Origin of the sequence: Paenibacillus protaetiae, assembly GCF_004135365.1 — a bacterium.
GTDB lineage: Bacteria > Bacillota > Bacilli > Paenibacillales > Paenibacillaceae > Paenibacillus_AP > Paenibacillus_AP protaetiae.
In genome coordinates, this window is sequence record NZ_CP035492.1 from 844,911 (window position 1) to 870,218 (window position 25,308).

General features: G+C 51.6%; 24 protein-coding genes and 1 pseudogene. All 25 read left to right on the top strand.

What is annotated here, in order from left to right; all coding sequences use genetic code 11:
- The first annotated feature begins 1 nt into the window (after nt 1).
- The 25 genes and pseudogenes from ET464_RS03695 to ET464_RS03815 all read left to right on the top strand — a co-directional run bounded on the left by ET464_RS03695 (nt 2) and on the right by ET464_RS03815 (nt 25,305).
- Nucleotides 2–619 carry a chemotaxis protein CheC gene (locus ET464_RS03695; protein ID WP_129438350.1) on the top strand — a complete coding sequence of 206 codons (618 nt, stop codon included), beginning with the start codon at nt 2–4 and terminating at the stop codon, nt 617–619.
- Entirely contained in the window at nt 613–1,110 is a 498-nt protein-coding gene (locus tag ET464_RS03700) for a chemotaxis protein CheD (protein WP_129438352.1), read from the top strand. Before ET464_RS03695 ends, ET464_RS03700 begins: the two co-directional genes overlap by 7 nt.
- A 1-nt stretch (nt 1,111) precedes the next feature.
- Nucleotides 1,112–1,546 (top strand): hypothetical protein, encoded by a 435-nt coding sequence (locus tag ET464_RS03705; RefSeq protein ID WP_129438354.1) that lies wholly within the window; start codon nt 1,112–1,114, stop codon nt 1,544–1,546.
- A 20-nt stretch (nt 1,547–1,566) separates the two neighbouring features.
- On the top strand, nt 1,567–2,334 hold the full coding sequence (locus ET464_RS03710; protein WP_425271754.1) for a FliA/WhiG family RNA polymerase sigma factor: 768 nt from the start codon (nt 1,567–1,569) through the stop codon (nt 2,332–2,334).
- A 15-nt stretch (nt 2,335–2,349) separates the two neighbouring features.
- Nucleotides 2,350–3,755: pseudogene (locus tag ET464_RS03715) on the top strand (DUF342 domain-containing protein).
- 51 nt (nt 3,756–3,806) lie between these two features.
- Complete coding sequence (locus tag ET464_RS03720) at nt 3,807–4,124, top strand: hypothetical protein (protein WP_129438359.1); 318 nt, start codon at nt 3,807–3,809, stop codon at nt 4,122–4,124.
- Nucleotides 4,125–4,263: 139 nt separating this feature from the next.
- Nucleotides 4,264–4,905, top strand: coding sequence for a DUF6115 domain-containing protein (locus ET464_RS03725; RefSeq protein ID WP_129438361.1), 642 nt, complete (start codon nt 4,264–4,266; stop codon nt 4,903–4,905).
- A complete protein-coding gene (locus tag ET464_RS03730) occupies nt 4,898–5,533 on the top strand; it encodes a hypothetical protein (RefSeq protein WP_129438363.1) in 636 nt (211 codons plus the stop codon). Before ET464_RS03725 ends, ET464_RS03730 begins: the two co-directional genes overlap by 8 nt.
- Before the next feature lie 190 nt (nt 5,534–5,723).
- On the top strand, nt 5,724–6,422 hold the full coding sequence (gene rpsB / locus ET464_RS03735) for a 30S ribosomal protein S2 (protein WP_129444045.1): 699 nt from the start codon (nt 5,724–5,726) through the stop codon (nt 6,420–6,422).
- A 143-nt stretch (nt 6,423–6,565) separates the two neighbouring features.
- On the top strand, nt 6,566–7,216 hold the full coding sequence (tsf, locus tag ET464_RS03740; protein ID WP_129444047.1) for a translation elongation factor Ts: 651 nt from the start codon (nt 6,566–6,568) through the stop codon (nt 7,214–7,216).
- 131 nt (nt 7,217–7,347) lie between these two features.
- Nucleotides 7,348–8,076: a UMP kinase gene (gene pyrH, locus ET464_RS03745; RefSeq protein ID WP_129444049.1), complete on the top strand. Its 729-nt coding sequence runs from the start codon at nt 7,348–7,350 to the stop codon at nt 8,074–8,076.
- Nucleotides 8,076–8,630: a ribosome recycling factor gene (frr, locus tag ET464_RS03750; protein ID WP_129438365.1), complete on the top strand. Its 555-nt coding sequence runs from the start codon at nt 8,076–8,078 to the stop codon at nt 8,628–8,630. The genes pyrH and frr overlap by 1 nt, the downstream gene beginning before the upstream one ends.
- Nucleotides 8,631–8,696: 66 nt before the next feature.
- On the top strand, nt 8,697–9,461 hold the full coding sequence (locus ET464_RS03755) for an undecaprenyl pyrophosphate synthase (RefSeq protein ID WP_129438367.1): 765 nt from the start codon (nt 8,697–8,699) through the stop codon (nt 9,459–9,461).
- 38 nt (nt 9,462–9,499) lie between these two features.
- Nucleotides 9,500–10,294 (top strand): phosphatidate cytidylyltransferase, encoded by a 795-nt coding sequence (locus ET464_RS03760; RefSeq protein WP_129438369.1) that lies wholly within the window; start codon nt 9,500–9,502, stop codon nt 10,292–10,294.
- Nucleotides 10,295–10,305: 11 nt separating this feature from the next.
- A complete protein-coding gene (locus tag ET464_RS03765; protein ID WP_129438371.1) occupies nt 10,306–11,445 on the top strand; it encodes a 1-deoxy-D-xylulose-5-phosphate reductoisomerase in 1,140 nt (379 codons plus the stop codon).
- An 87-nt stretch (nt 11,446–11,532) separates the two neighbouring features.
- On the top strand, nt 11,533–12,819 hold the full coding sequence (gene rseP / locus ET464_RS03770; RefSeq protein WP_129438373.1) for an RIP metalloprotease RseP: 1,287 nt from the start codon (nt 11,533–11,535) through the stop codon (nt 12,817–12,819).
- Between the two features lie 7 nt (nt 12,820–12,826).
- On the top strand, nt 12,827–14,275 hold the full coding sequence (gene proS, locus ET464_RS03775) for a proline--tRNA ligase (RefSeq protein WP_129438376.1): 1,449 nt from the start codon (nt 12,827–12,829) through the stop codon (nt 14,273–14,275).
- Nucleotides 14,276–14,314: 39 nt separating this feature from the next.
- Entirely contained in the window at nt 14,315–18,631 is a 4,317-nt protein-coding gene (locus tag ET464_RS03780; protein WP_129438378.1) for a PolC-type DNA polymerase III, read from the top strand.
- Nucleotides 18,632–18,810: 179 nt separating this feature from the next.
- On the top strand, nt 18,811–19,272 hold the full coding sequence (rimP, locus tag ET464_RS03785) for a ribosome maturation factor RimP (protein ID WP_129438380.1): 462 nt from the start codon (nt 18,811–18,813) through the stop codon (nt 19,270–19,272).
- A 125-nt stretch (nt 19,273–19,397) separates the two neighbouring features.
- On the top strand, nt 19,398–20,495 hold the full coding sequence (gene nusA / locus ET464_RS03790; protein ID WP_129438382.1) for a transcription termination factor NusA: 1,098 nt from the start codon (nt 19,398–19,400) through the stop codon (nt 20,493–20,495).
- Nucleotides 20,496–20,546: 51 nt separating this feature from the next.
- Nucleotides 20,547–20,861 (top strand): RNase P modulator RnpM, encoded by a 315-nt coding sequence (gene rnpM, locus ET464_RS03795; RefSeq protein WP_129438384.1) that lies wholly within the window; start codon nt 20,547–20,549, stop codon nt 20,859–20,861.
- Entirely contained in the window at nt 20,845–21,192 is a 348-nt protein-coding gene (locus ET464_RS03800; RefSeq protein ID WP_129438386.1) for a L7Ae/L30e/S12e/Gadd45 family ribosomal protein, read from the top strand. Before rnpM ends, ET464_RS03800 begins: the two co-directional genes overlap by 17 nt.
- Complete coding sequence (infB, locus tag ET464_RS03805) at nt 21,176–23,953, top strand: translation initiation factor IF-2 (protein WP_129444051.1); 2,778 nt, start codon at nt 21,176–21,178, stop codon at nt 23,951–23,953. Before ET464_RS03800 ends, infB begins: the two co-directional genes overlap by 17 nt.
- Nucleotides 23,954–23,965: 12 nt before the next feature.
- Nucleotides 23,966–24,322 (top strand): 30S ribosome-binding factor RbfA, encoded by a 357-nt coding sequence (gene rbfA / locus ET464_RS03810; protein WP_129438388.1) that lies wholly within the window; start codon nt 23,966–23,968, stop codon nt 24,320–24,322.
- Nucleotides 24,319–25,305, top strand: coding sequence for a DHH family phosphoesterase (locus ET464_RS03815; RefSeq protein ID WP_129438390.1), 987 nt, complete (start codon nt 24,319–24,321; stop codon nt 25,303–25,305). The genes rbfA and ET464_RS03815 overlap by 4 nt, the downstream gene beginning before the upstream one ends.
- Nucleotides 25,306–25,308: the final 3 nt, after the last annotated feature.

Sequence of the window (25,308 nt, forward strand, 5' to 3'; positions counted from 1 at the left end):
GGTGAGTGTATTTAGCCGTTTCGAAGCTTTTGAATTTGATGTGCTCCGAGAAGTGGGGAATATCGGGGCCGGCCATGCGGCGACGGCATTGTCGCACCTGCTGAATAAACCGGTTGATATGTCGGTGCCGCGCGCAAGCTTGCTGGCGTTCGAACGTATCGCGGATTATGTAGGCGGCCCCGAGCAGGTCGTTACCGCCATTTATTTGCGGGTGGAAGGCGATGCTCCCGGCAACCTGTTTTTCATTATCGACGAGCATTCCGCTAACCGGATGCTGTGCCAGCTGCTTGGAATGGAACCGGTTCAGGGAGCTTTTTCAGAGCTGGAGCTTTCGGCGCTATGCGAAGTAGGCAATATTTTGGCCGGCTCTTACCTATCATCGCTGGCAGATTTGACCCGGCTGAATATGATGCCGACAGTCCCTTCCATCACGATGGACATGGCCGGAGCGATCCTCAGCTACGGCGTCATGCTTTACGGGGAAATGGGCGATTCCGCTTTGCTGATCGAAACGTCATTTTTGGAAGGCGGAGAATCGCTCGACGGACATTTTTTCTTTATTCCCGATCCGGAATCATTTACTCAAATATTTGAGGCGCTGGGAGTGCCCGTATCATGATGCAGCAGCATTTGGTCAAAGTTGGAATGGCAGATTTGAATATTGCTTGGGAAGGCGCCATCTTGCGGACAACGGGGCTTGGCTCATGCGTAGGACTTACATTATATGATCCCGTCAAAAAGATTGCCGGTATGGCCCACATCATGCTGCCATCTTCAGACATTGCCAGAGAAACTGCTTTCAATAAAGCCAAATATGCGGATACCGCATTGCCGGAACTGATTGAGCGGATGAAGGAAGCGGGAGCTTGCCCGTCAAGGCTGCAGGCCAAAATGGCTGGCGGCGCGCAAATGTTTGCGTTCGCCGGCCAAGCGGATGCGATGCGGATCGGATTACGCAATGCGGAGTCGTGCAGCCGGATGCTTGAAGCGTGGTCCATTCCTGTCGTCGGGCAGGATACTGGCGGCAACTACGGCAGAACGATTGAAATTGACAGCAGCAACGGTGTGCTAGCCATTCGCAGCGTGCCGTTCGGGACAAAGGAGATTTAAGATGCTTGGAACATGGCGATGGAATGTAATGCTGGGCATCATTGGCCCGGTTTTGACGATATTGTTTTCAATTGGGCGCAATCCGCTTCCGGTTATAGGGATGCGGAGCGGGTACGCATTCGTCGCCTTTTTCCTGCTCGCTTACGTTTTGCGGTTTGTTCTGGCGATCATATTGAAGCCCGCTGATTTGCAGGACAAGCCTGCCGGAGAGACGGCTGCAGGAATGAAAGTCGATTTAAGCACGCCGGACGAAAGCGATGATTTGAACGAACTGCTTAAATCCGGCTTGGAGGCAGCAGCTTCGGGCAGTCCCGGTACAAGCCGGGAAGAACAGCAGGCTTTGTTTAAGCCGCTGAATCCGCAAAAGCTGGTAATGGCTCAAAACCAGAATCCTGAGGAACTGGCTAAAGCTGTGCGTCATCTGACAGGGAGGTGAGGACGATGGTCGTATCGAAAATGCCGCAGACCACCATGCAATTGTGGCAGGCATGGAAGGACGAAAGGGATGTTGAAGCGAAGAAGCAGCTCATTGAACAATATTTGCCGCTTGTTGATTATGTCACAAACCGGATGGCAATCGGCCTCCCTAAAACCGTTTCGAAAGATGATTTGAGCAGCAACGGCGTAATGGGGTTAATCGACGCCATAGAAAAATTCGACTATTGCAGAGGCAACCAATTCGAAACCTATGCTTCATGGCGGATCCGCGGAGCGATTATTGACGGGTTAAGACAAGGCGACTGGGTGCCGCGCTCCGTAAGGGAAAAGGCGAAAAAAGTAGAAGAAGCGTATCAGGTGCTGGAGCAAAAATATATGCGGTCCGTCACGGATTCCGAAATTAGCAGCTATTTGAATATAAGCGAAAAAGATTTTACAACAATGCTGCAGGAAATCGCCGTCACTACGATATGTTCGCTGGAAGATCCGATCCGGGAGGAAGAATCCGAGACTAGATTGTCTCTTCTTGTAGATGAAAAGGCCAAAAATCCGGATTACAAGGTCCACGAGTTTTATTTGAAGGAATCGCTTGTGCAGGGCATTAAAAAATTGACAGAGAAGGAACGGATCGTGATCTCTTTGTTCTATTACGAAGAGCTGTCGCTGAGCGAAATCGCCGATGTCATGTCGCTGTCGCCGTCACGAATCTCGCAGCTTCATTCGAAAGCTATTTTGCGCTTGCGCGGAGCTTTAGCTAAACATAAAGACCAACTTTTGCAGCATTAGAAGGGAGGAAGTCGGGTGGAAGATCAACATTTGGAGTCTTACCTGCGTATTCAGATTTCAGCCGATAAGCTGACTGCATTCTTAATGTTCACCCGCATTTCCGATGACTTTGCCTGCACGCCGGAGCAGCTGGAGCGCTTTGTACGCAGCAAAGGGGTTGTTTATGGCATTAATCAGGCGGCCATTTATAAAATTTGCGCAGATCCGGTATTGTACTGCAAAGAGCAAACGGTTATTGCAACGGGTGAGGATGCCAAACCGGGAGCTGACGGTTATGTCAGATTCCTTTATGATATGGATCAAGCTGAACGCCGTCCTGCGGAGATGCAGGACGGCAAAGTTGATTTAAAAGAGATTAGCCAGCTCCGCAACGTGAAACGCGGCCAGCTGATTGCGGAGCGTGTGGAGCCGAAGCCCGGACCGCCTGGAAAGCTTGTAACAGGAGAGCAGATTCCATCCAGGCTGGGCAAAACCGCTTATTTCAAAATCGGCAAAAATGTCGTTTGCAACGCGGAACAAACCGGACTTTATTCGACGATCGACGGTCTGATTACCTTAACGGACCGGGACAAAATTAATGTATTCCCGGTCTATGAAGTGAACGGAGACGTCGATTACCGGGTCGGCAATATCGACTTTGTCGGCACCGTCGTCATTCGCGGCAATGTGTTAAGCGGATTCCGGGTGAAAGCCGCAGGCGACATCCGGGTCATCGGCGGCGTCGAGGGCGCCGACATTGAGGCGGACGGGTCGATCGAAGTGACCGGCGGCATTTTGGCAGGGAATAAAGGGCTTGTGAAAGCCGGGAAAAATGTGAAAAGTTCCTTTATACAAGACGCTAATGTGGTAGCAGGCGACGAGGTGCTGGTTACGCAAAGCATCATGCACTCTAACGTGCGTGCAGGTAAGCAGGTTGTTTGCTCGGGGCGAAAGGACTGATCGTTGGCGGCATTATTCAAGCCGGCGAAACGATAACAGCACGTACGGCAGGCAATACGATGTCGACGGCTACGACGCTGGAGGTTGGCGTAAAGCCGGAGCTTCGTACTGAGTTAATGGAGCAGCGCAGCCTGGTCAAGCAGTTAAATGAATCGCTTGATAAAACAGACAAAGCGCTTGTCATACTGGATCAGCTCGCTGCCGCCGGCAAGCTCACTCCGGACCGGATGGGCATGCGTGCCCAGCTGGCCGTTACTAAACGCCAGTCTGCAAGCCAGATTGATAATGCCAAGGAGCGGATTCTTGAAATTGAAAAATCGCTGGAGGATACGGAACACGCCAAAGTGAACATTGTAAATATGATCTATGGCGGCACGAAGGTTGTAATCGGACGTTATACCCGATTCGTCAAAGATCCGCTCCAGCGTGTTTCTTTTGCTTATCTGGATGGCGATATTTCAACCGTCGCTTATCGGAACTAACTTGCTGCAATGCCCGTTTGAACCATTTCGCTGGTGAAGGGGGAGGCGCATTTGACTTATCAGCCAATTGATCTGCAGTTATCTATACCTCGCACGCCTGAACAAGGCAGTGTACAAGCACAGGCCGTTCACCGTTCGGTTGCGGAGCAGCAGCAGCTGGCTGCGCAGACCGGGAAAGAAACGGAGCGGCTCCGCACAAGCAGCACGCCTGTTGAACAATCCGGAAACACGCATATTCGCAGCGGCGAAGAACGCCAGAAGCAGGCGGCCAGGCCGCTGGACAAGCGGACTGCCAAAAATGCGGGAGCGGAAGAGGAAGAGAAACCCGCTCATCCTTTTAAGGGACATCATATTGATATTTCGCTGTAGCTGTACATTGGGGTCGGAACCGGCTGCAGCAGCCTGTTCGCTATTTTAGTTTCTTCATTAGAATAGATGATATTCGCACGGCCGGGGATTGCCGACCGAACCCGATGGAACGTAAGCCTTAAAGGAGAGACAAAAAAGCATGTGGCAATACATTGCTTTGCTGGGAGCAGTTATCGCAATTGCGGCACTCATTATGCCGCGGAACAAGAATGAAACGGCCGTTTCGGCCAAACCGCTGCAAAAAATGGAGCTTGCCTTCGAGCAGTTCATGGAGAATATGGAGCTCGATATTGAAGAAATGAGCAGCCTGGCTGCTGAAGCGCATCGGCAGACGAATGAAAGGCTGGATGCGCAGCACCGCAAAATCGTCGAGCTGGAGCAGCAGCTGGCGGAACTTCGCTTGTCTTCTCCGGCGGCTGACTGTCCGCCCGCGGCCAGCACAACAGGCTCTGCGCCTGCATGGGCTGAGGGTACTGCGCAAGGCGCGGGCGTGATTGCCGCAGCTGCAGAAGCTGCCGCTGCGGCTTCCGTGGCCGTTTCAGCTGCAAGCGGAGCTGGCGACACGGCTCCGGACGTTGATGAGCAGCCAAGTCCGTCCGCTGCGGAGACGCATGCTGATGCTTCTGCAAGCGGTACGATTCAAGCGCGGTATGAACAGCTGATTCAGCTTTATAAGGAAGGCAAATCGATCGAAGCGATTGCCAAACGGCTGCAGATGAACAAAGGGGAAGTGCAGCTGATTTTGCAGCTGGCCAAGCAGGAGGCGGCCGCCCATGCTTAGAAACCGGAGTTTTGTGCTGGGAGCGGGCATCGGCATCATTTGCGGAGCGCTGCTGCTGCAGCTGATGCTTGTTGGACAAGACCGTATAAAGACGGATGCTGATGCTGATACAAGCGGTACTGGGGAAGCGATGTACTCGCAATCCGAAGTGGACGCGATGATTGCCGCGGAAAAGGATTCGTGGGCGCTAAACCATGCCGAAGGTAACACGCCGGCCGCTTCTTCAAGCCCAGCGCAGCAACAGGGAACGGCGGCTCCTTCGTCCGGGGAGCCGGAAAAACCCGCGGAGCAGCAGCAGGCGCCGGCGCAGCCGAAACCCGAGGATAACGGCAGCCAGCAGGAAGTTGCTGCAGACGGATCCAAGCAAGCGGGCTTGCGGATTATACGGATCGAGAACGGTATGGGCTTGGAGCAGGCTGGAAGCTTGCTGCAGAAGGAAGGGCTCGTTGCACAGCCTGATGATTTTGTCCGCCAGATGAAAAAAAGCGGAAAGAAGGCGCGTGCCGGTTATTTTCTAATTGCCGGCCAGCCGACGCTGGAGGAAATCGCGGATATCGTGTCCAGCGCGCCGCTTAGTTCCGCGCAAAAGAATTTGCTGGACAAGCAGCTCGCCCGGCAGGCCGAGTAAGCTGCAAACAAATGAGAACAGCCGGACATCGCGTTGTTGCACTGCGTATGCAGTTATGGTATATTAATTGACGGTGTTAAAAACACACGCCCCGTCAATTCCGTTAACGGTGCTTCCGAATCGGGAGTTTTAACGGAAGATGCGACAGGCGGAGGCTAAATCCAAAACCATTACAGGAGGTGTTGAAGAAATGGCGGTTATTTCCATGAAACAGCTTCTCGAAGCTGGGGTACACTTCGGTCACCAGACTCGTCGCTGGAACCCTAAGATGGATCGTTATATCTTCACAGAAAGAAACGGAATTTACATCATCGATTTGCAAAAAACGGTTAAAAAAGTGGAAGAAGCTTATAACTTCGTTCGCTCCGTTGCAGCGGAAGGCGGCACTGTTCTTTTCGTAGGTACGAAAAAACAAGCGCAAGACTCCGTTAAAGAAGAAGCGGAACGTTGCGGCAATTTCTACATCAACCAACGTTGGCTCGGCGGCACGCTGACTAACTTCCAAACGATTCAAAAACGTATTGATCGTCTGCGTCAAATCGAAACTTGGGAAGAAGACGGCACGTTCGAAGTTTTGCCGAAGAAAGAAGTTATCATTCTTCGCAAAGAGAAAGATCGTCTCGAGAAATTCCTCGGCGGCATCAAAGGCATGAAAGGCCTGCCTAGCGCGCTGTTCATCATCGATCCTCGCAAAGAGCGTATCGCTGTTGCGGAAGCTCGCAAGCTTGGTATCCCAATCGTAGGTATCGTTGATACGAACTGCGATCCGGACGAAATCGATTATGTAATCCCAGGCAACGACGACGCTATCCGCGCTGTTAAATTGCTGACTTCCAAAATGGCTGATGCCATTGTTGAAGCAAACCAAGGCGAACAAACGACTGCATAATACATGCTCGGTGAGCCTATAAAGGGTGGTCAGATGGTGAAAGCCTCTCACCGCCCTTTTTTTGAACATAAAAGCGGGAAACGAACGTCTCTCGCGCAACGGTGATTATAATAACGAAATACCGAAATCCAGGAGGGTTTAATATGGCAGTTAGCGCTAGCGCAGTAAAAGAACTTCGTGAAAGAACAGGAGCAGGAATGCTCGATTGCAAAAAAGCACTGGAAGAAACAAACGGCGACATCACGAAAGCAATTGAATTCCTTCGTGAAAAAGGTCTGTCCGCAGCAGCAAACAAAGCCGGCCGTATCGCTACGGAAGGCGTAATCGAGTCCTACATCCATGCAGGCGGCCGTATCGGCGTTCTGGTTGAAATCAACTGCGAAACCGACTTCGTTGCTAAAACCGATCAATTCAAATCTTTTGCTAAAGACATCGCTATGCAAATCGCGGCAGCAAGCCCTAAATATGTTCGCCGTGAAGAAGTTCCTGCTGAAGAGCTGGACAAAGAACGCGAAATCTTGAAAGCACAAGCATTGAACGAAGGCAAACCTGCCAACATCGTTGAAAAAATGGTTGAAGGCCGTCTGGCTAAATACTATGAAGAATATTGCCTGCTTGAGCAACAATTCGTAAAAGATCCGGACAAAAAAATCTCGGCTCTTCTGAACGAAAAAATCAGCTCGATCGGCGAAAACATTTCGATCCGTCGTTTTGTTCGTTATGAACTGGGCGAAGGTCTCGAGAAGAAACAAGATAACTTCGTTGAAGAAGTTATGGCACAAGCTAAGCTGTAAACCGAACGCACAGGCGGGGCGGCACTTCCGCCCCGCCTTCTTTGTAGCCTTTTTTCTTTGACACTCGTATGTTAGGCAGAACAATTTGAAATAGGCCCTTTCCGACTAGGGGCATGATGGAGGTATGAATGTTGGAGAGGCCAGTTTATAAACGCATTGTACTTAAAGTGAGCGGTGAATCCCTTTCGGGTAACGCAGGTTACGGCATTGAAGCTTCGATGATTTCTTCGATCGCGGAACAAGTGAAGGAAGTTGTTGCACTTGGCGTTGAAGTGGCAATCGTCGTTGGCGGAGGCAACATCTGGCGCGGTATTGCAGGTACAGCAAAAGGCATCGATCGGGCTACCGCCGATTACATGGGCATGCTGGCAACGGTTATGAACTCGCTGGCGCTGCAGGATGCGCTGGAGCAGATTGAAGTTCCGACCCGCGTCCAAACGTCGATCGCCATGCAGCAAATCGCAGAGCCTTACATTCGCCGCCGCGCGATTCGCCATCTGGAAAAAGGCCGCGTCGTTATTTTTGCAGCCGGCACAGGCAATCCGTTTTTCTCCACGGATACAACCGCCGCGCTTCGTGCAGCAGAAATCGAAGCGGAAGTTATACTTATGGCCAAGAACAAAGTGGACGGCGTTTATTCCGCCGATCCGTTTAAAGATAGCAGCGCTGTGAAGTTTGAAGAGCTGACTTATTTGGATGTCCTGAACAAAAACTTGGGCGTTATGGACTCTACCGCGTCTTCGTTGTGCATGGACAACAACATTCCGCTTGTGGTGTTCTCCATTACGGAACAGGGCAACATTAAACGTGTAGTGCTTGGTGAAAAAATCGGAACGATCGTGAAAGGAAGTGCGAAGTAGTGCCACAAGCTGTGAAGAAAAACGCTGAAGAACGGATGGACAAAGCTATTGCAGCTTTGAAACGCGAGCTTGCAACGCTGCGTGCAGGACGCGCGACACCAGCTCTGCTGGACCGTGTTCAAGCTGAATACTATGGCGCCGTTACACCGCTTAACCAACTTGCGAATATCAATACGCCGGACTCCCGTACGCTCATGATTCAGCCGTGGGATAAATCGTCTATTGGTGCTATCGAGAAAGCGATTCTCAAGTCGGATTTGGGGCTTACCCCGTCCAATGACGGTTCCGCGATCCGTATTTCGATTCCTCCGCTGACAGAGGAGCGCCGCCAGGAGCTTGTTAAGCTGACGAAGAAATTTGGCGAAGAAGCGAAAGTAGCTATCCGGAACATTCGCCGCGATGCGAATGACGATATTAAAAAGCTGGAAAAAGAATCGATTTCGGAAGATGAATCGCGCCGCCACCAGGAAGATATCCAGAAGGTTACGGACCGTTTTATTGCAGAAGTTGAAAAAGTATTGAGCGCTAAAGAAAAAGAAATTATGGAAGTCTAAATGCAAGCAAGCCCCTCCTCAGCCAGGTGGGGTTTGGTTTTTGAAATCCGTGCAGGAGGAACGAAGATGATCAAGCGACTTTTAGGGAAACTTGACAGGTCATCCAAGAAGCCTGTTGACCTGGAGCGCACGGACAATGTTCCAAGGCATGTGGCCATTATTATGGACGGTAACGGCCGATGGGCGAAAAAGCGGGGATTGCCTCGAATAGCAGGGCACCATTCCGGTATGAAAGCAGTCAAACGGGTAACACTGGCAGCTAAAGCGGCCGGTGTGGAATATTTGACGCTGTACGCATTTTCAACGGAAAATTGGAAACGTCCAAAAGAAGAAGTCGATTATTTAATGAAGCTTCCAATGGAGTTTTTGGAGCTGGAACTGGCAGATCTGATCCGCAACAATGTTCAGGTCAGAATGATGGGCTATACGAATGAACTTCCAAAGCAGACGCTAAACGCACTGGAGGACGCTGTCCGGAAGACGGCCAGCAATACAGGCTTAATCCTTAATTTTGCCTTGAATTACGGAAGCCGCAGAGAAATGATGGAGGCTGTTAAGCAAATTGCGGACGATGTGCAGGCAGGCAAACTGGACTGTAATCAGATTGATGAGCAGCTGATGTCTACCCGTTTATTAAGCGGCGATCTGCCGGACCCTGATCTGCTGATTCGGACAAGCGGCGAGATTAGGCTTAGCAACTTTATGCTTTGGCAGCTGGCGTACAGCGAGATGTGGTTTACAGAAGTGTATTGGCCGGAGTTTTCCGAGGAGCATTTTCATGAAGCATTAATGGAATATAAGCGGCGTGCCCGGCGATACGGCGGGTTATAAGCCACACAAGCTTCAAGAAATCGGAGTGTGACCATACTTTGAAACAACGAATTATTACAGGTTTATCGGCCGCTGTTGTATTTGTTGCAGTTGCAATCGCTGGCGGCTGGTTGTATACGGCTCTTGTTATTTTTTTGGCAATAGTTGGATTTGCGGAATTCGTTAAAATGAACGGGGAGAAGTGGAGCTCCGCGATTTCGATTATCGGCTATGCAGGCATGATCGCATTTTTATTGCCTTGGTCTGCGTGGGGGATGGAACCGCCGTCTTCCATGGCCGTCGTGTGGCTTCTTATGCTTGTGCTGCTGGCTTTGACGGTTGTTACCAAAAATAAAAAAACAATCGACAGCGCCGCGCTTATGCTTTTAGGCGCTTTATATGTTGGTCACGGCTTTAACGCGATGATTCAAGTGCGTGATATTAATGAACACGGATTTTTCTGGACCTTTTTATGCTTTGGCTGCATTTGGGCATCCGATGTCGGCGCATATTTTGCCGGGCGAGCTTTCGGTAAACATAAGCTGTGGCCGTCCATCAGCCCGAATAAAACGATTGAAGGCGCAATCGGCGGCGTCGTTTTGTCGCTGATCATTGCAACCCTATGCAAACTCTTATTCCCGGCTTGGATTGGCTTACATACCGCATGGCTGATTGCCGTTATTGCGGCTGTCGCCGGACAATTTGGCGACTTGATTCAATCCGCATACAAACGGGTGCGGGATATTAAAGATACAGGCAACATCCTTCCAGGCCATGGCGGGATTCTGGATCGCTGCGACAGCTGGCTCATTGTATTCCCATTGCTGCTGATCAGCGACTTGCTGCCGAATTAGGAGGGCTTGGCATGAAAAAGATTGCGATTTTAGGTTCAACAGGCTCGATCGGCACGCAAACGCTTGACGTAGCCGCAAACGAACCGGAACGTTATCAAATTACAGGTTTGGCTGCCGGAAGCAACGTAGATGTGCTGGTCGAGCAGGCTAAGCAGTTTCAGCCGCAAATCGTCAGCTTGGCAACCAAAGAAGCGGCTGAGCAAGCGTCTCTTGCACTGCCTGCTTCTATTAAAGTGGTGTACGGGGAAGAAGGACTGTTGGAAGTTGCTGCGGCAACGGACGCAGATGTCGTTGTTACCGGCATCGTTGGCAGCAGAGGGCTTCCGGCTACGCTGGCTGCCATTGACGCAGGCAAAACAATCGCCCTTGCCAACAAAGAAACGCTGGTTACAGCGGGACATATTGTAATGGAGCGCGCAGCACGCAAAGGTGTGGCGATTTTGCCGGTAGACAGCGAGCATTCGGCCATTTTCCAATGTTTGAACGGCGAAGACAAATCGGCGATACACCGGATTACGCTTACGGCTTCAGGCGGCTCCTTCCGTGACAAAACGCGGGCGGAGCTGGAGGGCGTAACCGTATCGCAAGCGTTAAACCATCCGAATTGGTCGATGGGGGCCAAGGTAACGATTGATTCCGCTACGATGGCAAACAAGGGGCTGGAAGTGATCGAGGCTCACTGGCTGTTCAATATGTCGTATGACCAAGTAGATGTACTCATCCATCCGGAAAGTATCGTTCATTCATTCGTTGAATTTAACGACTACAGTGTAATCGCTCAAATGGGGCTGCCGGATATGCGTGTGCCGATCCAGTACGCGCTGACCTATCCGGAGCGCCGCCCTTCGCCGGCCGGAAGAATGAATCTCGCTTCCATCGGCCGGCTGAATTTCAGGGAGATGGATCTGGAGCGGTACCCTTGCTTGAAATATGCTTATGAGTCCGGGCGTGCCGGCGCTTCTGTTCCAACCGTATTTAATGCTGCCAATGAAGTGGCGGTGGCCCGGTTCTTACAAGGGGAAATTTCATTCCTCGGAATCGAAAAGGTAATCGAAACGGTGCTGGACAAGCATTCTGCTGTGCCTGTTAATGATTTGGCCGCTATCGCCGAAGCGGACGCTTGGGCGCGCCGCACAGCAGCAAATGTATAGCGCAGCAGGCAAAAGCTGGTTCTCTTGTATCGGGCGCGAGAATAATGATAATCTATGTACAGGCCGTTACGAACAGGAGGCAAGGCTATGCATATGATTCAGGTCGTCTTTTTGACCGTGCTCGTTTTTTTCGTTATCGTGACGATTCACGAATGGGGACATTTCTTTTTTGCCAAACGGGCAGGTATCCTTGTTCGGGAATTTGCCATAGGGTTTGGTCCTAAGCTGTTCTCTATGAAAAGAGGCGAAACCCGCTATACGCTGCGGCTTGTGCCGGCTGGCGGATATGTCCGGATGGCGGGCGAAGATCCCGAAATTGTCGAAGTGCAATCGGGCCAGACCGTTGCGGTGCGTCTAAAGAACGATAAGGTGACGCGTATTTATTTGGACCGGCTCGATGAACGGAGCAATGTCATTCGCGGAGAAGTGACCGCTATTGATCTGGAGAAGCAGCTATACATCAGCTTGGATGTCGAGGGCGATATCGAGCGTTATGCTGTACACCCGCAAGCGGTCATGATTAATAAAGGCAACGAAACGCAGATCGCTCCTTATGACCGCCAATTCGGCAGCAAAACCGTGGGACAGCGGGCGCTGGCGATTTTTGCCGGTCCAGCAATGAACTTTGTTCTTGCGTTTGTATTGTTCAGCACCTATATTCAGATGGCGGGTATTCCGACTGCGGAGCCTGATCATATTCTTGTAGATGCTGTAACGGACGGAATGCCGGCGCAGCAAAGCGATATTAAGCCCAACGATGTGCTGAATGCGGTGAATGGCCAGCCAATAGGAGCCGATTTTGATAAAATGATTGATATTATCGGCAAATCGCCGGGCAAGCCGGTGACGGTTGACATTACCCGTAACGGGCAAAAGCTGCAAATTAAGCTTACGCCGGTCGCGGACAGCGAAGGCGTCGGCAAAATCGGGATAACGGCAAAATATCCAAAAGTTCCGACACGCCATGCGACGTTTAGCGAAACGATTTCCGGATCAGCCAAGCTGATGAAAAATATGACGGTAACCATTTTCCAAGGATTTGGGAAAATTATTACCGGTGATTTCAAGCTGGATGACTTAGGAGGTCCGGTCCGGACGGCTGAAGTGACCAGCGAAATTGCGAAGCAAGGCATTACGCAGCTTACGTCGTGGACTGCGCTGCTTAGTTTGTATCTCGGGATATTCAATCTGCTGCCGATACCGGCGCTGGATGGCAGCCGTTTGCTGTTTATCGGGCTTGAAGCGCTGCGCGGAAGGCCGATTCATCCGAATAAAGAAAGCATGGTTCATTTTATCGGCTTTGCGCTTATTATGCTGCTGATGCTGGTAGTGACCTACAACGATATTTTGCGTTTGGTAAGAGGGGAGCCATAAGCCGTTTATGTCAAAGGACAAACAATTTGTAACGGAGATTACGCCGCAAAGCGAAGATTTCTCCAAATGGTATATTGATGTCATCAAAAAAGCCGAGCTCATGGATTATTCGCCGGTGCGCGGCTGTATCGTGTTCCGCCCGGAAGGCTATGAGCTGTGGGAAAATATTCAGCGCGACCTGGACCGCCGCTTTAAAGAAACGGGCCATCGTAATGCGTATTTCCCGCTGTTTATTCCGGAGAGCTTTTTCCAGAAGGAAAAAGAGCACGTGGAAGGCTTTAATCCGGAGCTTCCATGGGTAACGGAAGCGGCAGGCGAGAAGCTGGAAGAACGTCTGGCCGTACGCCCGACGTCGGAAACGATGTTTGGCCATATGTATGCCAAATGGATTCAATCGTACCGCGACCTTCCGGTGCTCATTAACCAGTGGGCCAATGTGGTCCGCTGGGAGAAACGTACGCTGCCGTTCCTACGCACAAGCGAATTTCTGTGGCAGGAAGGCCATACCGCCCATGAGACGGAACAGGAAGCGCGTGAAGAAACGATGCGCATGCTTGAAGTTTACCGCGATTTCGTAGAGGAATTCCTTGCGATGCCGGTTATCGTCGGCCAAAAAACGCCTTCGGAGAAATTTGCCGGAGCGGTTGATACCTTTTCGATTGAAGCGATGATGAAAGACGGCCGTGCGGTACAAGCCGGTACATCCCATTACTTGGGCACTAACTTTGCCGTTGCATTCGATATTAAGTTTTTGGATCGCGAAAATACGCTTCAATACGTGCACACCACCTCTTGGGGGACAAGCACGCGCCTGATCGGCTCAATGATTATGGTGCATGGCGACGACCGCGGCCTTGCATTGCCGCCGAAAGTAGCGCCTACGCAAGTGATCATGATTCCGATCGGTCCTGCCAAAACGCGCGAGCAAGTCGTCGGCCGGGTAGACGAGCTGTATGCCGAGCTGAAAAAAGCAGGCGTACGCGTTCGTGTGGACGACCGTGCGGATGTCAGCCCGGGCTGGAAATTTAACGAATACGAAATGCGCGGCGTGCCTCTCCGTCTGGAGCTTGGCCCACGCGATATGGAAAACGGCGTAGTCGTTCTCGTATCCCGCATTTCTGGGGAAAAACGAATCGTAGAGCAGGCGAACCTTGTCCAAGAGGTAGAAAAAATGCTTGCCGAAATTCAAACGGAAATGTTCGAGAAAGCGAAGCAATTCCGCGACGAGAACTTCAAATCGGTTGATACGCTGGATGAAATGAAAGCTTCGCTGGAAGAAAAACGCGGCTTTGTGCTTGCCGGCTGGTGCGGTTCGGAAGCTTGCGAGAAGCAAGTGAAAGAAGAAACGGGTGCTACAAGCCGCAACATCCCATTTGAGCCTAAAGAACATAAATCAACGTGCCTTGTATGCGGCGAGCATGCGAAGCATACGGTTGTATTTGCACGGGCTTATTAATTTCGGGGTACTCGGTTTGCGTAAGGGGAGGAGTAAGCGATGAGTCATACCGGAGATCAACGGCAACGCTTTGAGCTGCTGCTGAAGCAGGCCGAGCTGCCGCGCGAGCTGGTACAAACCTATTTTCAGGATGGCTTTATTGAGCAGGTCATCGTGAGCAACAGCAATCGGGAATGGACGTTTTGCATCCGCAAAACGTCCTTGATTCCTTTACAGGCCTATAATGGCCTGGGACAAGCCGTCCGCCAGAAATTTGCTCATATCGCGGACACTTCATTCCGATTTATCTATGATGATACGGTCTCAACCGCGTCGATTGTAACGGAATATTGGCCGTTGTTTCTGGAATGGGCGCAGCGTACAATCGCTTCGGTTAACGGCTGGCTGGCCAAAGCATCCGTCGATATCGAAGACAGCCAAGTGACGATTTTGCTGCTGGACGCAACAGGTCTGGAGCTGGCGAAGAAGAAAAGAATCGACGACGAAGTAACGGGCTTTTTCGACAGATATTTTGCCAGAAGCTGCAGAGTGAAGCTTGCAGTCGGGGAAGTAAAACAAGAGGTGTACGAACAGTTCGCCCAGAAGATCGAGCAAGAGGAACGCGAAGTCGTTCAGCAGATGATGGCGAACGCCGCTGCGGAGATGAGCGCAGGCGGCGACGGCGGCGAGGAGCCGGTCCGGCTGGCGGTTGGGTACGACATCCGGGAAGAGCCGGTGCCGATTATGAACATTCGCGAAGAAGAGAAGAAGATTGCCGTACAAGGCACGGTGTTTGGCTTGGAGATGAAGGAGCTGCGCAACGGCAGCACTTTGTTTACGTTCAACGTCACCGACTTTTCCGATTCCATTGCGATGAAGATGTTTGCGAAAACGAAAGAAGACGTCAAAGTGCTGAGCCAGCTGTCTAACGGCAAATGGATCAAAGCGCGCGGACGTATTGAATATGACCGGTTTATGCAGGAGCCGGAACTTGTCATGATGCCTAATGACCTGCATGAAGTCTTTGCGCCGCCGGAGCGCAAAGATATGGCGGAAGAGAAGCGGGTCGAGTTCCATCTTCATACGACGATGAGTACGATGGATGCCGTCACGCCGGTTGACGCTTATATTAAAACAGCAGCCAAATGGGGCCATAAAGCGATTGCCATTACGGATCACAGCAATGTGCAATGTTACCCCGATGCGGTTAAAGCCGGCAAGAAACACGGTATTAATGTGTTGTTTGGCCTGGAAGCCAATATCGTAAACGATTCGGTGCCGATGGTTATTAACCCGCGCGAGGAGCAGCTCGCCGAAGGGGAATATGTCGTATTCGATATCGAGACGACGGGCTTGTCGATCATCAATAATAAAATTATCGAGCTCGCCGGCGTCAAAATGCGGGAAGGCAAAGAAATCGGCCGATTCTCGACCTTCATTAACCCGCATGAGCGGATTCCTTATCATATTCAGCAATTAACGAACATTAACGACGATATGGTGAAGGATGCGCCCGAGCTGGAACCGAAGCTGCGCGAGTTCGTGGCGTTTATCGGCGACGCGGTGCTGGTAGCCCATAATGCAAGGTTCGATATCGGTTTTATCCAGGCGAACTGCAAGCAGCTCGGCATACCGGAGGTTACGAACCCGGTGCTGGATACGCTCGAGCTTGCCCGGTTCCTGCATCCGTCAATGAAAAACCACCGCCTGAACACGCTGGCGGACAAATATAAAATCAGTTTGGAAAACCATCACCGCGCCATCGACGATTCGATTGCTTTGGGCGGCGTATTATTTGGACTTATTAAAGATGCTGCAGAGCGCAATATTACCGGACTACATCAATTAAATGATTATGTCGGACTTGATTTGTCCAACATGCGGCCATTCCACAGCGGCATATATGCGCTGAATGCCGTCGGCAAAAAAAATCTGTTTAAGCTCGTGTCCTTGTCGCATACCGAATACTTTAAGCGGGTCGCTACGATTCCTAAAAGCAAGCTGGTAGAAATGCGCGAAGGACTGCTTATCGTATCCGGCTGCGAGAAAGGCGAGTTTTTTGAAACGGTGCTGAACAAATCGTATGAAGAAGCGGTGGAAGTGGCGCGCTTTTACGATGTGCTTGAAATCCAGCCGGTTGGCTTCTACATGCATTTGGTGGAAAAAGGGCTGGTCGGCAGCCGCGCCGAAATCGAGCAGGCCATCCGCCGGGTATGCCAAATCGGCGATGAGCTGGGCAAGCCGGTTATTGCCACCGGCAACGTCCATTACCTGCATCCGCGCGACAAAATGTTTCGCGACATTACGATTCACGGCATTACCGGCTTCAGCCCGCTGAAGGACCAGACGAAGCCGGACGCCCATTTCCGCACAACGGACGAAATGCTGCAGGAGTTCGCTTTCCTGGGCGAGGCGCGTGCACGCGAGGTTGTCATTACGAACACCAACGCGCTTGCGGACCGGTTTGAACCGTTCCAGATGTTCCCGGACGAGCTGTTTACGCCAATTATCGAAGGTGCGGAGGAAGAAATCCGCAGCACCTGCTACAATACCGCCAAGCAGATGTACGGGGATGAATTGCCGCAGGTCGTGATCGACCGTTTGGAGAAGGAGCTTGTTCCGATTATCAAATACGGATTCTCGGCCAACTATCTCATTTCCGAGCGGCTTGTCAAAAAATCCAATCAGGACGGTTATCTGGTCGGCTCGCGGGGTTCGGTAGGTTCTTCAGTTGTCGCTACCTTCCTTGGCATTTCCGAGGTTAACCCGCTGCCAGCCCATTATTTGTGCCGGAACCCGGAATGCCGTCACAGCGAATGGTTTCTGGACGGCAGCGTGCCAAGCGGCTTTGACCTGCCGGACAAATCCTGCCCGAATTGCGGGCAAACGATGAAGGGTGACGGCCAGGATATTCCGTTCGAGACGTTCCTTGGCTTTAAAGGGGATAAAGTCCCCGATATCGACTTGAACTTTTCCGGGGAATACCAGCCGCATGCCCATAACTTCACGAAAGAAATGTTCGGCGAGAAAAACGTGTTCCGGGCCGGTACCATCGGTACCGTTGCGGAGAAAACAGCGTTTGGCTTCGCCAAAAAATACGAAGAGCATCACGGCAAAAAATGGCGCGGCGCAGAGCTGAACCGCCTCGCGGCGGGCTGTACCGGCGTGAAACGCAGCACCGGCCAGCATCCGGGCGGCATTGTCGTTGTTCCGGATTATATCGAAGTGGAAGACATTACGCCGGTGCAATATCCGGCCGATGACGTAAACGCAGAATGGAAAACGACCCATTTTGACTATCACGCCTTTGACGCCAATCTGCTGAAGCTTGATATTCTGGGACACGATGATCCGACAATGATGCGGATGCTGCAAGATTTGACCGGGGTGGATCCGACAACCATTCCGATGAATGATCCGAAAGTGATGAGCTTGTTTAACTCCACCAAGGAGCTTGGCGTATCGCCGGAACAAATCCGGACGCCTGTGGCGACCTACGGCGTGCCGGAAATGGGCACCAAGTTCGTCCGCCAGATGCTGCAGGAGACGCAGCCGTCCACGTTTGCCGACTTGCTGCAAATTTCAGGCTTGTCGCACGGCACGGGCGTTTGGCTTGGCAATGCGCAGGAGCTGATCAAAAACGGCACCTGCAACATTAAAACCGTTATCGGCTGCCGCGACGATATTATGCTTTATCTTATTTATAAAGCAGGCATGGACGCCGGACTCGCCTTCAAAATTACGGAAAGCGTCCGTAAAGGCAAAGGCTTGACGCCGGAATGGATCGAGGAGATGAAGCGGTGCAAAGTGCCGCAATGGTATATCGACTCCTGCCTGCGCATCGAGTATATGTTCCCGAAAGCCCACGCCGCGGCCTATGTGACGTCGGCCGTGCGCACGGCATTTTTTAAACTTTATTATCCGATTGAGTTTTACGCGACGTATTTTACCGTCCGCGCCGAAGACTTTGATCTCGACATTTTGTGCCAAGGTTATGACGCCATTCTGAAACGGCTGATCGAAATTGAGGAGAAAGCTTTTACAGCGACGCCTAAAGAAAAAGCAAGCGTATCGCTGCTGGAAATGGCGCTGGAGATGACAGCCCGCGGCTTCTCCTTCAAACCAATCGACCTGTACCGCTCGGATGCGACCAAATTCCAGGTGGACGGCGATTCGCTTATTCCGCCGTTCTCTTCGATTGCCGGCATCGGCGAAAATGCGGCCCGCAACATCGCCGCTTCCCGCGCCGAAGGAGAGTTTTTGTCCGTCGAAGACTTCCAGATGAAGTCAAAAGCAACCAAAACGATTATTGAGGTGTTAAGCGGAATGGGCTGCTTCCGCGGCTTGCCGGAATCGAACCAGCTCTCCTTATTTTAGGAGCAAAGGCACATTAAACCTGAACCTGCCTTGTCACTGTAATTTGGTTATGTTATAATTTTTTTGGTAATGATGTTGATAAGGCTCGGATTCGTAAAGAGTGGGGAAACCCACTCTTTACGTTTTGATTAAGGGCTTTATGATTTATTTGCATGTTCCTATCGGGGGGTCAAGTCAAGTTGAACACTTCTAAAATCAAATCCGTCGTTGAAGAAATGGTGCTGCCTTTTCTCGATGACAACGGCTTTGAGCTGGTCGATATCGAATACGTCAAAGAGGGCAGCAGCTACTTTTTGCGCGTATTTGTAGACAAAGAAAACGGGATTGATATTGACGAATGCGTCCGAATCAGCGAATTTTTGAGCGAGCAATTGGATCAGAACGATCCGATTCCGGGCAACTACTTCCTGGAAGTTTCATCTCCGGGAGCTGAACGCCCCCTCAAGAAGCCGGACGATGTCCGGAAAGCGGTCGGCAAGCATGTCTATATAACGACTTATGAGCCGGTTAACGGCGAGAAGGAATTCGAAGGGGAACTTACCTCTTTTGACGGAGAGCAGCTTACCGTTCGGGTAGGGAAACAGGATCAGGTCATTCCTTATGTGAAGGTGGCAGGCGCAAGGCTGGCTATTGTGTTCTAGCAGTCCGGCGCCTCTCTTGCAAGAAGAGCAGCTTATGGTACACGCTTTCATAGGTGCAAAGCAAGCCGAGTTTCTCTCGAGAAAAGCTATTGGGGATAACGAAGAATAGGGGGAAGTCCATTCCAATGAGTATGGAATTTATTGAAGCACTGTCAGAGATTGAACGAGAGAAAGGCATTACGAAAGATGTGCTGCTGGAAGCGATTGAGGCTGCTCTGATCTCCAGCTACAAACGCAACTTTAACACAGCGCAAAATGTGCGCGTTGATATTAACCGCCATACCGGCAGCATCAAAGTGTATGCGCGCAAAACCGTCGTAGACGAACCTTTGGATCCGCGCCTTGAAATTTCGGTTGATGCGGCAAGAGAAATCAACCCGCACTACCAACTGGATGATATCGCCGAGATTGAGGTTACGCCAAGAGACTTCGGCCGGATTGCTGCGCAAACCGCAAAGCAAGTTGTCACGCAGCGCATTCGCGAAGCGGAACGCGGACTTATCTACAATGCATTCATCGATAAAGAAGAAGACATCGTAACCGGCATTGTTCAACGCCAGGACGTTCGCAACTTGTTTGTTGACTTGGGCAAAGTGGAAGCGGTTCTTCCGCTGACCGAGCTGATGCCAACGGATAAATTCAAGCATGGCGACCGTGTCAAATCGTACATTACGAAAGTGGAAAATACAACCAAAGGGCCGCAAATTATTTTGTCCCGTACCCATCCGGGCCTCTTGAAACGGCTGTTTGAGCTGGAAGTTCCGGAAATTTACGACGGCGTCGTTGAAATCCGCTCGGTTGCACGGGAAGCCGGCTTCCGTTCCAAAATCGCGGTCTACTCCCGCAACCCGGAAGTGGATCCGGTCGGATCATGCGTAGGGCAAAAAGGCCTCCGCGTGCAAACGATCGTAGGCGAGCTGAAGGGCGAAAAAATCGATATCGTCCGCTGGTCGGAAAATATCGACGAATACGTGGCCAACGCGCTCAGCCCTTCGAAAGTGCTGGAAGTAATTGTTTTTGAACAAGAAAAAATGGCCCGCGTTATCGTGCCGGACTACCAGTTGTCTCTTGCGATTGGCATCAAGGGCCAAAACGCGCGTCTGGCAGCCAAGCTGACCGGCTGGAAAATTGATATTAAAAGCGAAACGCAAGCCGAGCAGGAATTTGGCAGACCAAAATCAACGACCGGCATGATGCATCAAGACTCTGTCTCTATCGATTAACCGAGGGCGGCAGCAGGTCTATTCGCTGTCGGAAGAGGAGGAGATGCAGCGGTGAAGCCTAGGAAAATACCGCTTCGCAAATGCGTGGCATGTCAGGAAATGAAGCCGAAAAAAGAATTGATACGGATCGTCCGCACGCCGGACGATCAAGTGTTAATTGACTTGACCGGCAAAAAGGCCGGCCGGGGCGCTTATTTATGCGGCAAGCTCAGCTGCTTCCAGCTGGCCAAAAAAACAAAAGCATTCGACCGGGCGCTCAAGCAGCAGGTCGATGCGGCGATCTACGATCAGCTTGAACAAGATTTCATTGCAGTTGAAGAACAATTTCTGGCCGGCAAGGAGCTTGCTGATGACGAAGCAGAATAAAAGCTTGCTGCAGCTTGGAATGGCAACTCGCGCCGGTAAGCTCATTACCGGGGATGAAATTGTGCTCAAGGCTGTTCGTAAAGGTCAGGCGCACCTCGTTATTTTAGCCGGGGATGCCTCTGATAACACGAAGAAAAAATTCCGCGATAAATGCAGTACTTACGGCGTACAACTTGTAGAAGCTTTTGACCGCATTCAACTGGGCAATGCAATTGGCAAATCGGAACGAGTTGTGCTCGCGGTCACCGACGCAAAGTTTGGACAAATGATTGCTGGACATCTGAGTCAAAATTCGGAGGTGGAATATATTGAGCATGAGCAAGGACAATAAATTGCGCGTATACGAATACGCCAAATCGCTCAACATGAGCAGTAAAGAAATTATTACGATTCTTAAACGGCTTAATTTGCCCGTGAACAATCATATGAGCGTTATGGAGAATGAAATGGTATCCAAGGTGGAAGGCTTTTTCCGGGATATCAAATCGAATGCAGCAGCCAAACGCGCACAGGAATCCAGCGCGGCTGTTTCCGCGGCTGCCCAGCCGGCAAGCAAACCAACCGACCGCAATGTTCAGCAAGCTGCTACAGACAACAAAAATCTAACACAGGATAGACAGGTGCTTATGAATTCAAATAATACGAAAACCAATACTTCTACCGATCAACGATCATCCCAGTCCCAAGATAACCGCCCTGAACGTCAAGGCGGCGGCCAAAACCGCGGCCCGCAAGGCGGAACAGGCGGCGGTCAAAACCGCAGCCCGCAAGGCGGAACAGGCGGCGGCCAAAACCGCAGCTCGCAAGGCGGAACAGGCGGCGGCCAAAACCGCAGCTCGCAAGGCGGAACAGGCGGCGGCCAAAACCGCAGCTCGCAAGGCGGAACAGGCGGCGGCTACAACCGCAGCTCGCAAGGCGGAACAGGCGGCGGCTACAACCGCAGCTCGCAAGGCGGAACAGGCGGCGGCCAGAACCGCGGCCCGCAAGGCGGAGCAGGCGGCAGCCAAAACCGCGGCCCGCAAGGCGGAGCAGGCGGCGGCCAAAACCGCGGCCCGCAAGGAACGTCGCGCGCGCAATTTTCCCAGCCGTCCGGCGGCAGCCAAGGACGTTCGTTTGATTCGAAGCCGGTTGCGCCAGCCCGCAGCGGAGATGACCGCTTTGATCGCAACCGTAACGGCAGTGGCAGCAGCAATAGCGGCGGCAGAAAATCGAACCAAAACGGCCCGCAAAAGCGTTTTGACGACAACCGCACCGGCGGTAATTTCCGCGGCAACAATCGCGGCGGCAAAGGTAAAGGCAGAGGCGGCCAGCAACAGCCGCCACGCGAGAAAATCGACAATACGCCAAAGAAAATTATTGTGCGCGGCACAATGACCGTTGGCGATTTGGCTAAGCTGCTTCATAAAGACGCATCCGAAGTCATTAAGAAGCTTATCTCGCTTGGCATTATGGCGACGATCAACCAGGAAATCGAGATGGAAGCTATTCTTCTTATCGCAGCAGAGTATGGCAGCGAGGTGGAAGTGAAAATTCCGGTCGAAGAAGATGACTTCGAGAAAGACGAAGAAAAAGACGAAGAAGCGGATCTGTTGCCTCGTCCGCCAGTTGTAACCATCATGGGCCACGTTGACCATGGTAAAACGACTTTGCTTGACGCCATTCGTAAAACAAACGTAACCGGCGGAGAAGCAGGCGGCATTACGCAGCACATCGGCGCTTACCAAGTTGAAATTAACCAGAAAAAAATTACGTTCCTGGATACGCCGGGTCACGAAGCGTTTACGCTTATGCGTGCCCGCGGCGCACAGGTTACCGATATTACGATCATCGTAGTGGCTGCGGATGACGGCGTTATGCCTCAAACCGTGGAAGCAGTCAACCATGCGAAAGCGGCTGGCGTGCCAATTATCGTTGCAGTCAACAAAATTGATAAGCCGGAAGCAAATCCGGACAAAATCAAACAAGAGCTGACGGAATACGGTCTGGTGCCGGAAGAGTGGGGCGGCGACACGATTTTCGTAAATGTGTCCGCTAAACAGCGCATCGGCCTTGAAGGCTTGCTCGAAATGATTTTGCTCGTGGCAGAAGTAAACGACTATAAAGCTAACCCTGACAAACGTGCGCGCGGTACGGTAATCGAAGCCGAACTCGACAAAGGTAAAGGCCCTGTGGCTCGTATCCTTGTTCAGCACGGTACGCTCAAAATCGGCGACGCGTTTGTAGCGGGCAACTGCTTTGGCCGTGTACGCGCCATGGTGAACGACCGTGGACGCCGCATCAAAGAAGCCGGTCCTTCGACGCCGGTTGAAATTACCGGCCTTACCGAAGTGCCGCAAGCAGGCGATCCGTTTATGGCGTTTGAAGACGAGCGCAAAGCGCGCGCTATTGCAGAACGCCGCGCCATCAAGCATCGTCAATCCGAGCTTGGCGCCAATACGCGCGTTACGCTGGATGACTTGTACAAGCACATTAAAGACGGCGAAATTAAAGACTTGAACGTCATTATTAAAGCGGACGTACAAGGCTCTAACGAAGCCCTCAAAGGCTCGCTCGCCAAAATCGACATTGAAGGCGTACGTGTCAAAATTATTCATAACGGCGTAGGTGCCATCACCGAATCCGATATTATTTTGGCATCGGCATCCAATGCCATTGTCATCGGCTTTAACGTTCGTCCGGAGCCGCAAGCGATGGCAACTGCCGAGCAGGAGAAAGTGGACATTCGTCTGCACAATATTATCTACAACGTAATCGACGAAATCGAGCAAGCAATGAAAGGCATGCTGGATCCAGTCTTTAAAGAAGTAATCATCGGTCATGCCGAAGTCCGCAACATTTTCAAAGTAAGCAAAGTAGGCGCAATTGCGGGCTGCATGATTACAGACGGCAAAGTGACCCGTTCGGCTGAAGCCCGTGTAATCCGCGGCGGCATTGTTGTACATGAAGGCAAGGTCGATACGCTGAAACGGTACAAAGACGATGCCAAAGAAGTTGCGCAAGGCTACGAATGCGGCATTACGCTTCAAAGCTTTACTGACTTCAAAGAAGGCGACGTGATCGAAGCGTTCGTTATGGAATCGGTTGAGAGGTAGAGGTGATCGTAGATGGCAAAAGTTCGCGTAGGACGCGTTGGCGAGCAGATTAAAAAAGAGCTCAGCCAAATTATTCAAACGGAATTAAAAGATCCTCGCGTCGGCTTCATTACGGTGACCGGTGTTGAAGCTACAAGCGATTTATCTCAAGCACGCATCTATTTGAGCGTACTTGGCAGCGATGAACAAAAAGAGGAAACGCTGAAGGCGCTGGGCAGAGCGAACGGATTTATCCGTTCCGAGCTCGGCAAGCGGATCCGTCTTCGCCACACGCCGGAGTTGATCTTCAAGTTCGACAGCAGCATTGAGTACGGAAGCCGGATCGAATCGCTTCTGGAGCAGCTTAACCGCGGGAATGATCGCGTATGACGGCTGCCGCTTATTTGCAGCAGTTGGATGATGCCCTTGCATTTATTCGGAAGCATAACCGTTTTTTCGTTGTTTCCCATGTCCAGCCGGACGGCGACGCCATAAGCTCGACGCTCGCTGTCGGCTGGCTGCTCGGGCAGCTAGGTAAGGAGGCCGTTCTCATGAATGAGAACGTGCCTCCAAGCCGTTTAAGCTACCTGTGGGGATATGACGGCATCAAGGTGTTGGAGGGCAGTCATGCCGACGAACGGTTTGATGCCGTTATTTCCGTGGATTGCGCGGATTTTTCGCGGATCGGGAAAGTGGCTGCTCTGTTTGCGGAAGGAGCAGCTCTTCTGAATATCGACCATCATCCGACCAATGACGGATTCGGGACGGTCAATATCGTGAAGCCGGATGCCGCTGCAACGGTTCAAATTTTATATGATTTGATCCGGCAGTCAGGCGTAACGATCAATTTGGATTGTGCAACTTGTATTTATACCGGCTTGCTGACCGATACCGGCGGCTTCCGTTATTCCAATACAAGCCCGCAGGTGATGGAGATTGCTTCGGTGATGCTAGGAATCGGAGTTTCCGGGCACTGGATCGCCGATCATATGCTGGAGAAGATGAGCATGGCCAAGCTTAAATTGCTCCGGCTCAGCCTGAACCGGCTTGAATTTACCGAAGACGGACAGATCGGCTGGCTGTATATCGGCAAGGATGATATGAAGCAGACGAATGCTTCGGCGGAGGATTTGGAGGGGCTTGTCAACTATGCCTTGAATGTCGAAGGCGTAGAGGCGGGTATTTTGTTTAAGGAAACGGAAGACGGAAGCGTAAAAGCAAGCCTTAGATCCGCCGGCCGTGTGGACGTGTCAGCCATTGCGCAATCGTTTGGCGGCGGCGGGCATGTAAGGGCAGCGGGCTGCAGGCTGCAAGGTCCTGTGACGCAAGCGGCTGCTCAACTGGTGGAAGCTGTTAGAAAGGCGCTGATTTAACAG

What these genes read in the sequence shown, in the direction of transcription:
- infB (WP_129444051.1), top strand. Translation starts at nt 21,176, where the DNA reads ATGAGCAAGGACAATAAATTGCGCGTATACGAATACGCCAAATCGCTC.
- ET464_RS03705 (WP_129438354.1), top strand. Translation starts at nt 1,112, where the DNA reads ATGCTTGGAACATGGCGATGGAATGTAATGCTGGGCATCATTGGCCCG.
- ET464_RS03755 (WP_129438367.1), top strand. Translation starts at nt 8,697, where the DNA reads ATGATCAAGCGACTTTTAGGGAAACTTGACAGGTCATCCAAGAAGCCT.
- rpsB (WP_129444045.1), top strand. Translation starts at nt 5,724, where the DNA reads ATGGCGGTTATTTCCATGAAACAGCTTCTCGAAGCTGGGGTACACTTC.
- rseP (WP_129438373.1), top strand. Translation starts at nt 11,533, where the DNA reads ATGCATATGATTCAGGTCGTCTTTTTGACCGTGCTCGTTTTTTTCGTT.
- ET464_RS03780 (WP_129438378.1), top strand. Translation starts at nt 14,315, where the DNA reads ATGAGTCATACCGGAGATCAACGGCAACGCTTTGAGCTGCTGCTGAAG.
- ET464_RS03800 (WP_129438386.1), top strand. Translation starts at nt 20,845, where the DNA reads ATGACGAAGCAGAATAAAAGCTTGCTGCAGCTTGGAATGGCAACTCGC.
- ET464_RS03730 (WP_129438363.1), top strand. Translation starts at nt 4,898, where the DNA reads ATGCTTAGAAACCGGAGTTTTGTGCTGGGAGCGGGCATCGGCATCATT.
- tsf (WP_129444047.1), top strand. Translation starts at nt 6,566, where the DNA reads ATGGCAGTTAGCGCTAGCGCAGTAAAAGAACTTCGTGAAAGAACAGGA.
- ET464_RS03725 (WP_129438361.1), top strand. Translation starts at nt 4,264, where the DNA reads ATGTGGCAATACATTGCTTTGCTGGGAGCAGTTATCGCAATTGCGGCA.
- ET464_RS03765 (WP_129438371.1), top strand. Translation starts at nt 10,306, where the DNA reads ATGAAAAAGATTGCGATTTTAGGTTCAACAGGCTCGATCGGCACGCAA.
- ET464_RS03815 (WP_129438390.1), top strand. Translation starts at nt 24,319, where the DNA reads ATGACGGCTGCCGCTTATTTGCAGCAGTTGGATGATGCCCTTGCATTT.
- proS (WP_129438376.1), top strand. Translation starts at nt 12,827, where the DNA reads ATGTCAAAGGACAAACAATTTGTAACGGAGATTACGCCGCAAAGCGAA.
- nusA (WP_129438382.1), top strand. Translation starts at nt 19,398, where the DNA reads ATGAGTATGGAATTTATTGAAGCACTGTCAGAGATTGAACGAGAGAAA.
- rbfA (WP_129438388.1), top strand. Translation starts at nt 23,966, where the DNA reads ATGGCAAAAGTTCGCGTAGGACGCGTTGGCGAGCAGATTAAAAAAGAG.
- ET464_RS03710 (WP_425271754.1), top strand. Translation starts at nt 1,567, where the DNA reads ATGCCGCAGACCACCATGCAATTGTGGCAGGCATGGAAGGACGAAAGG.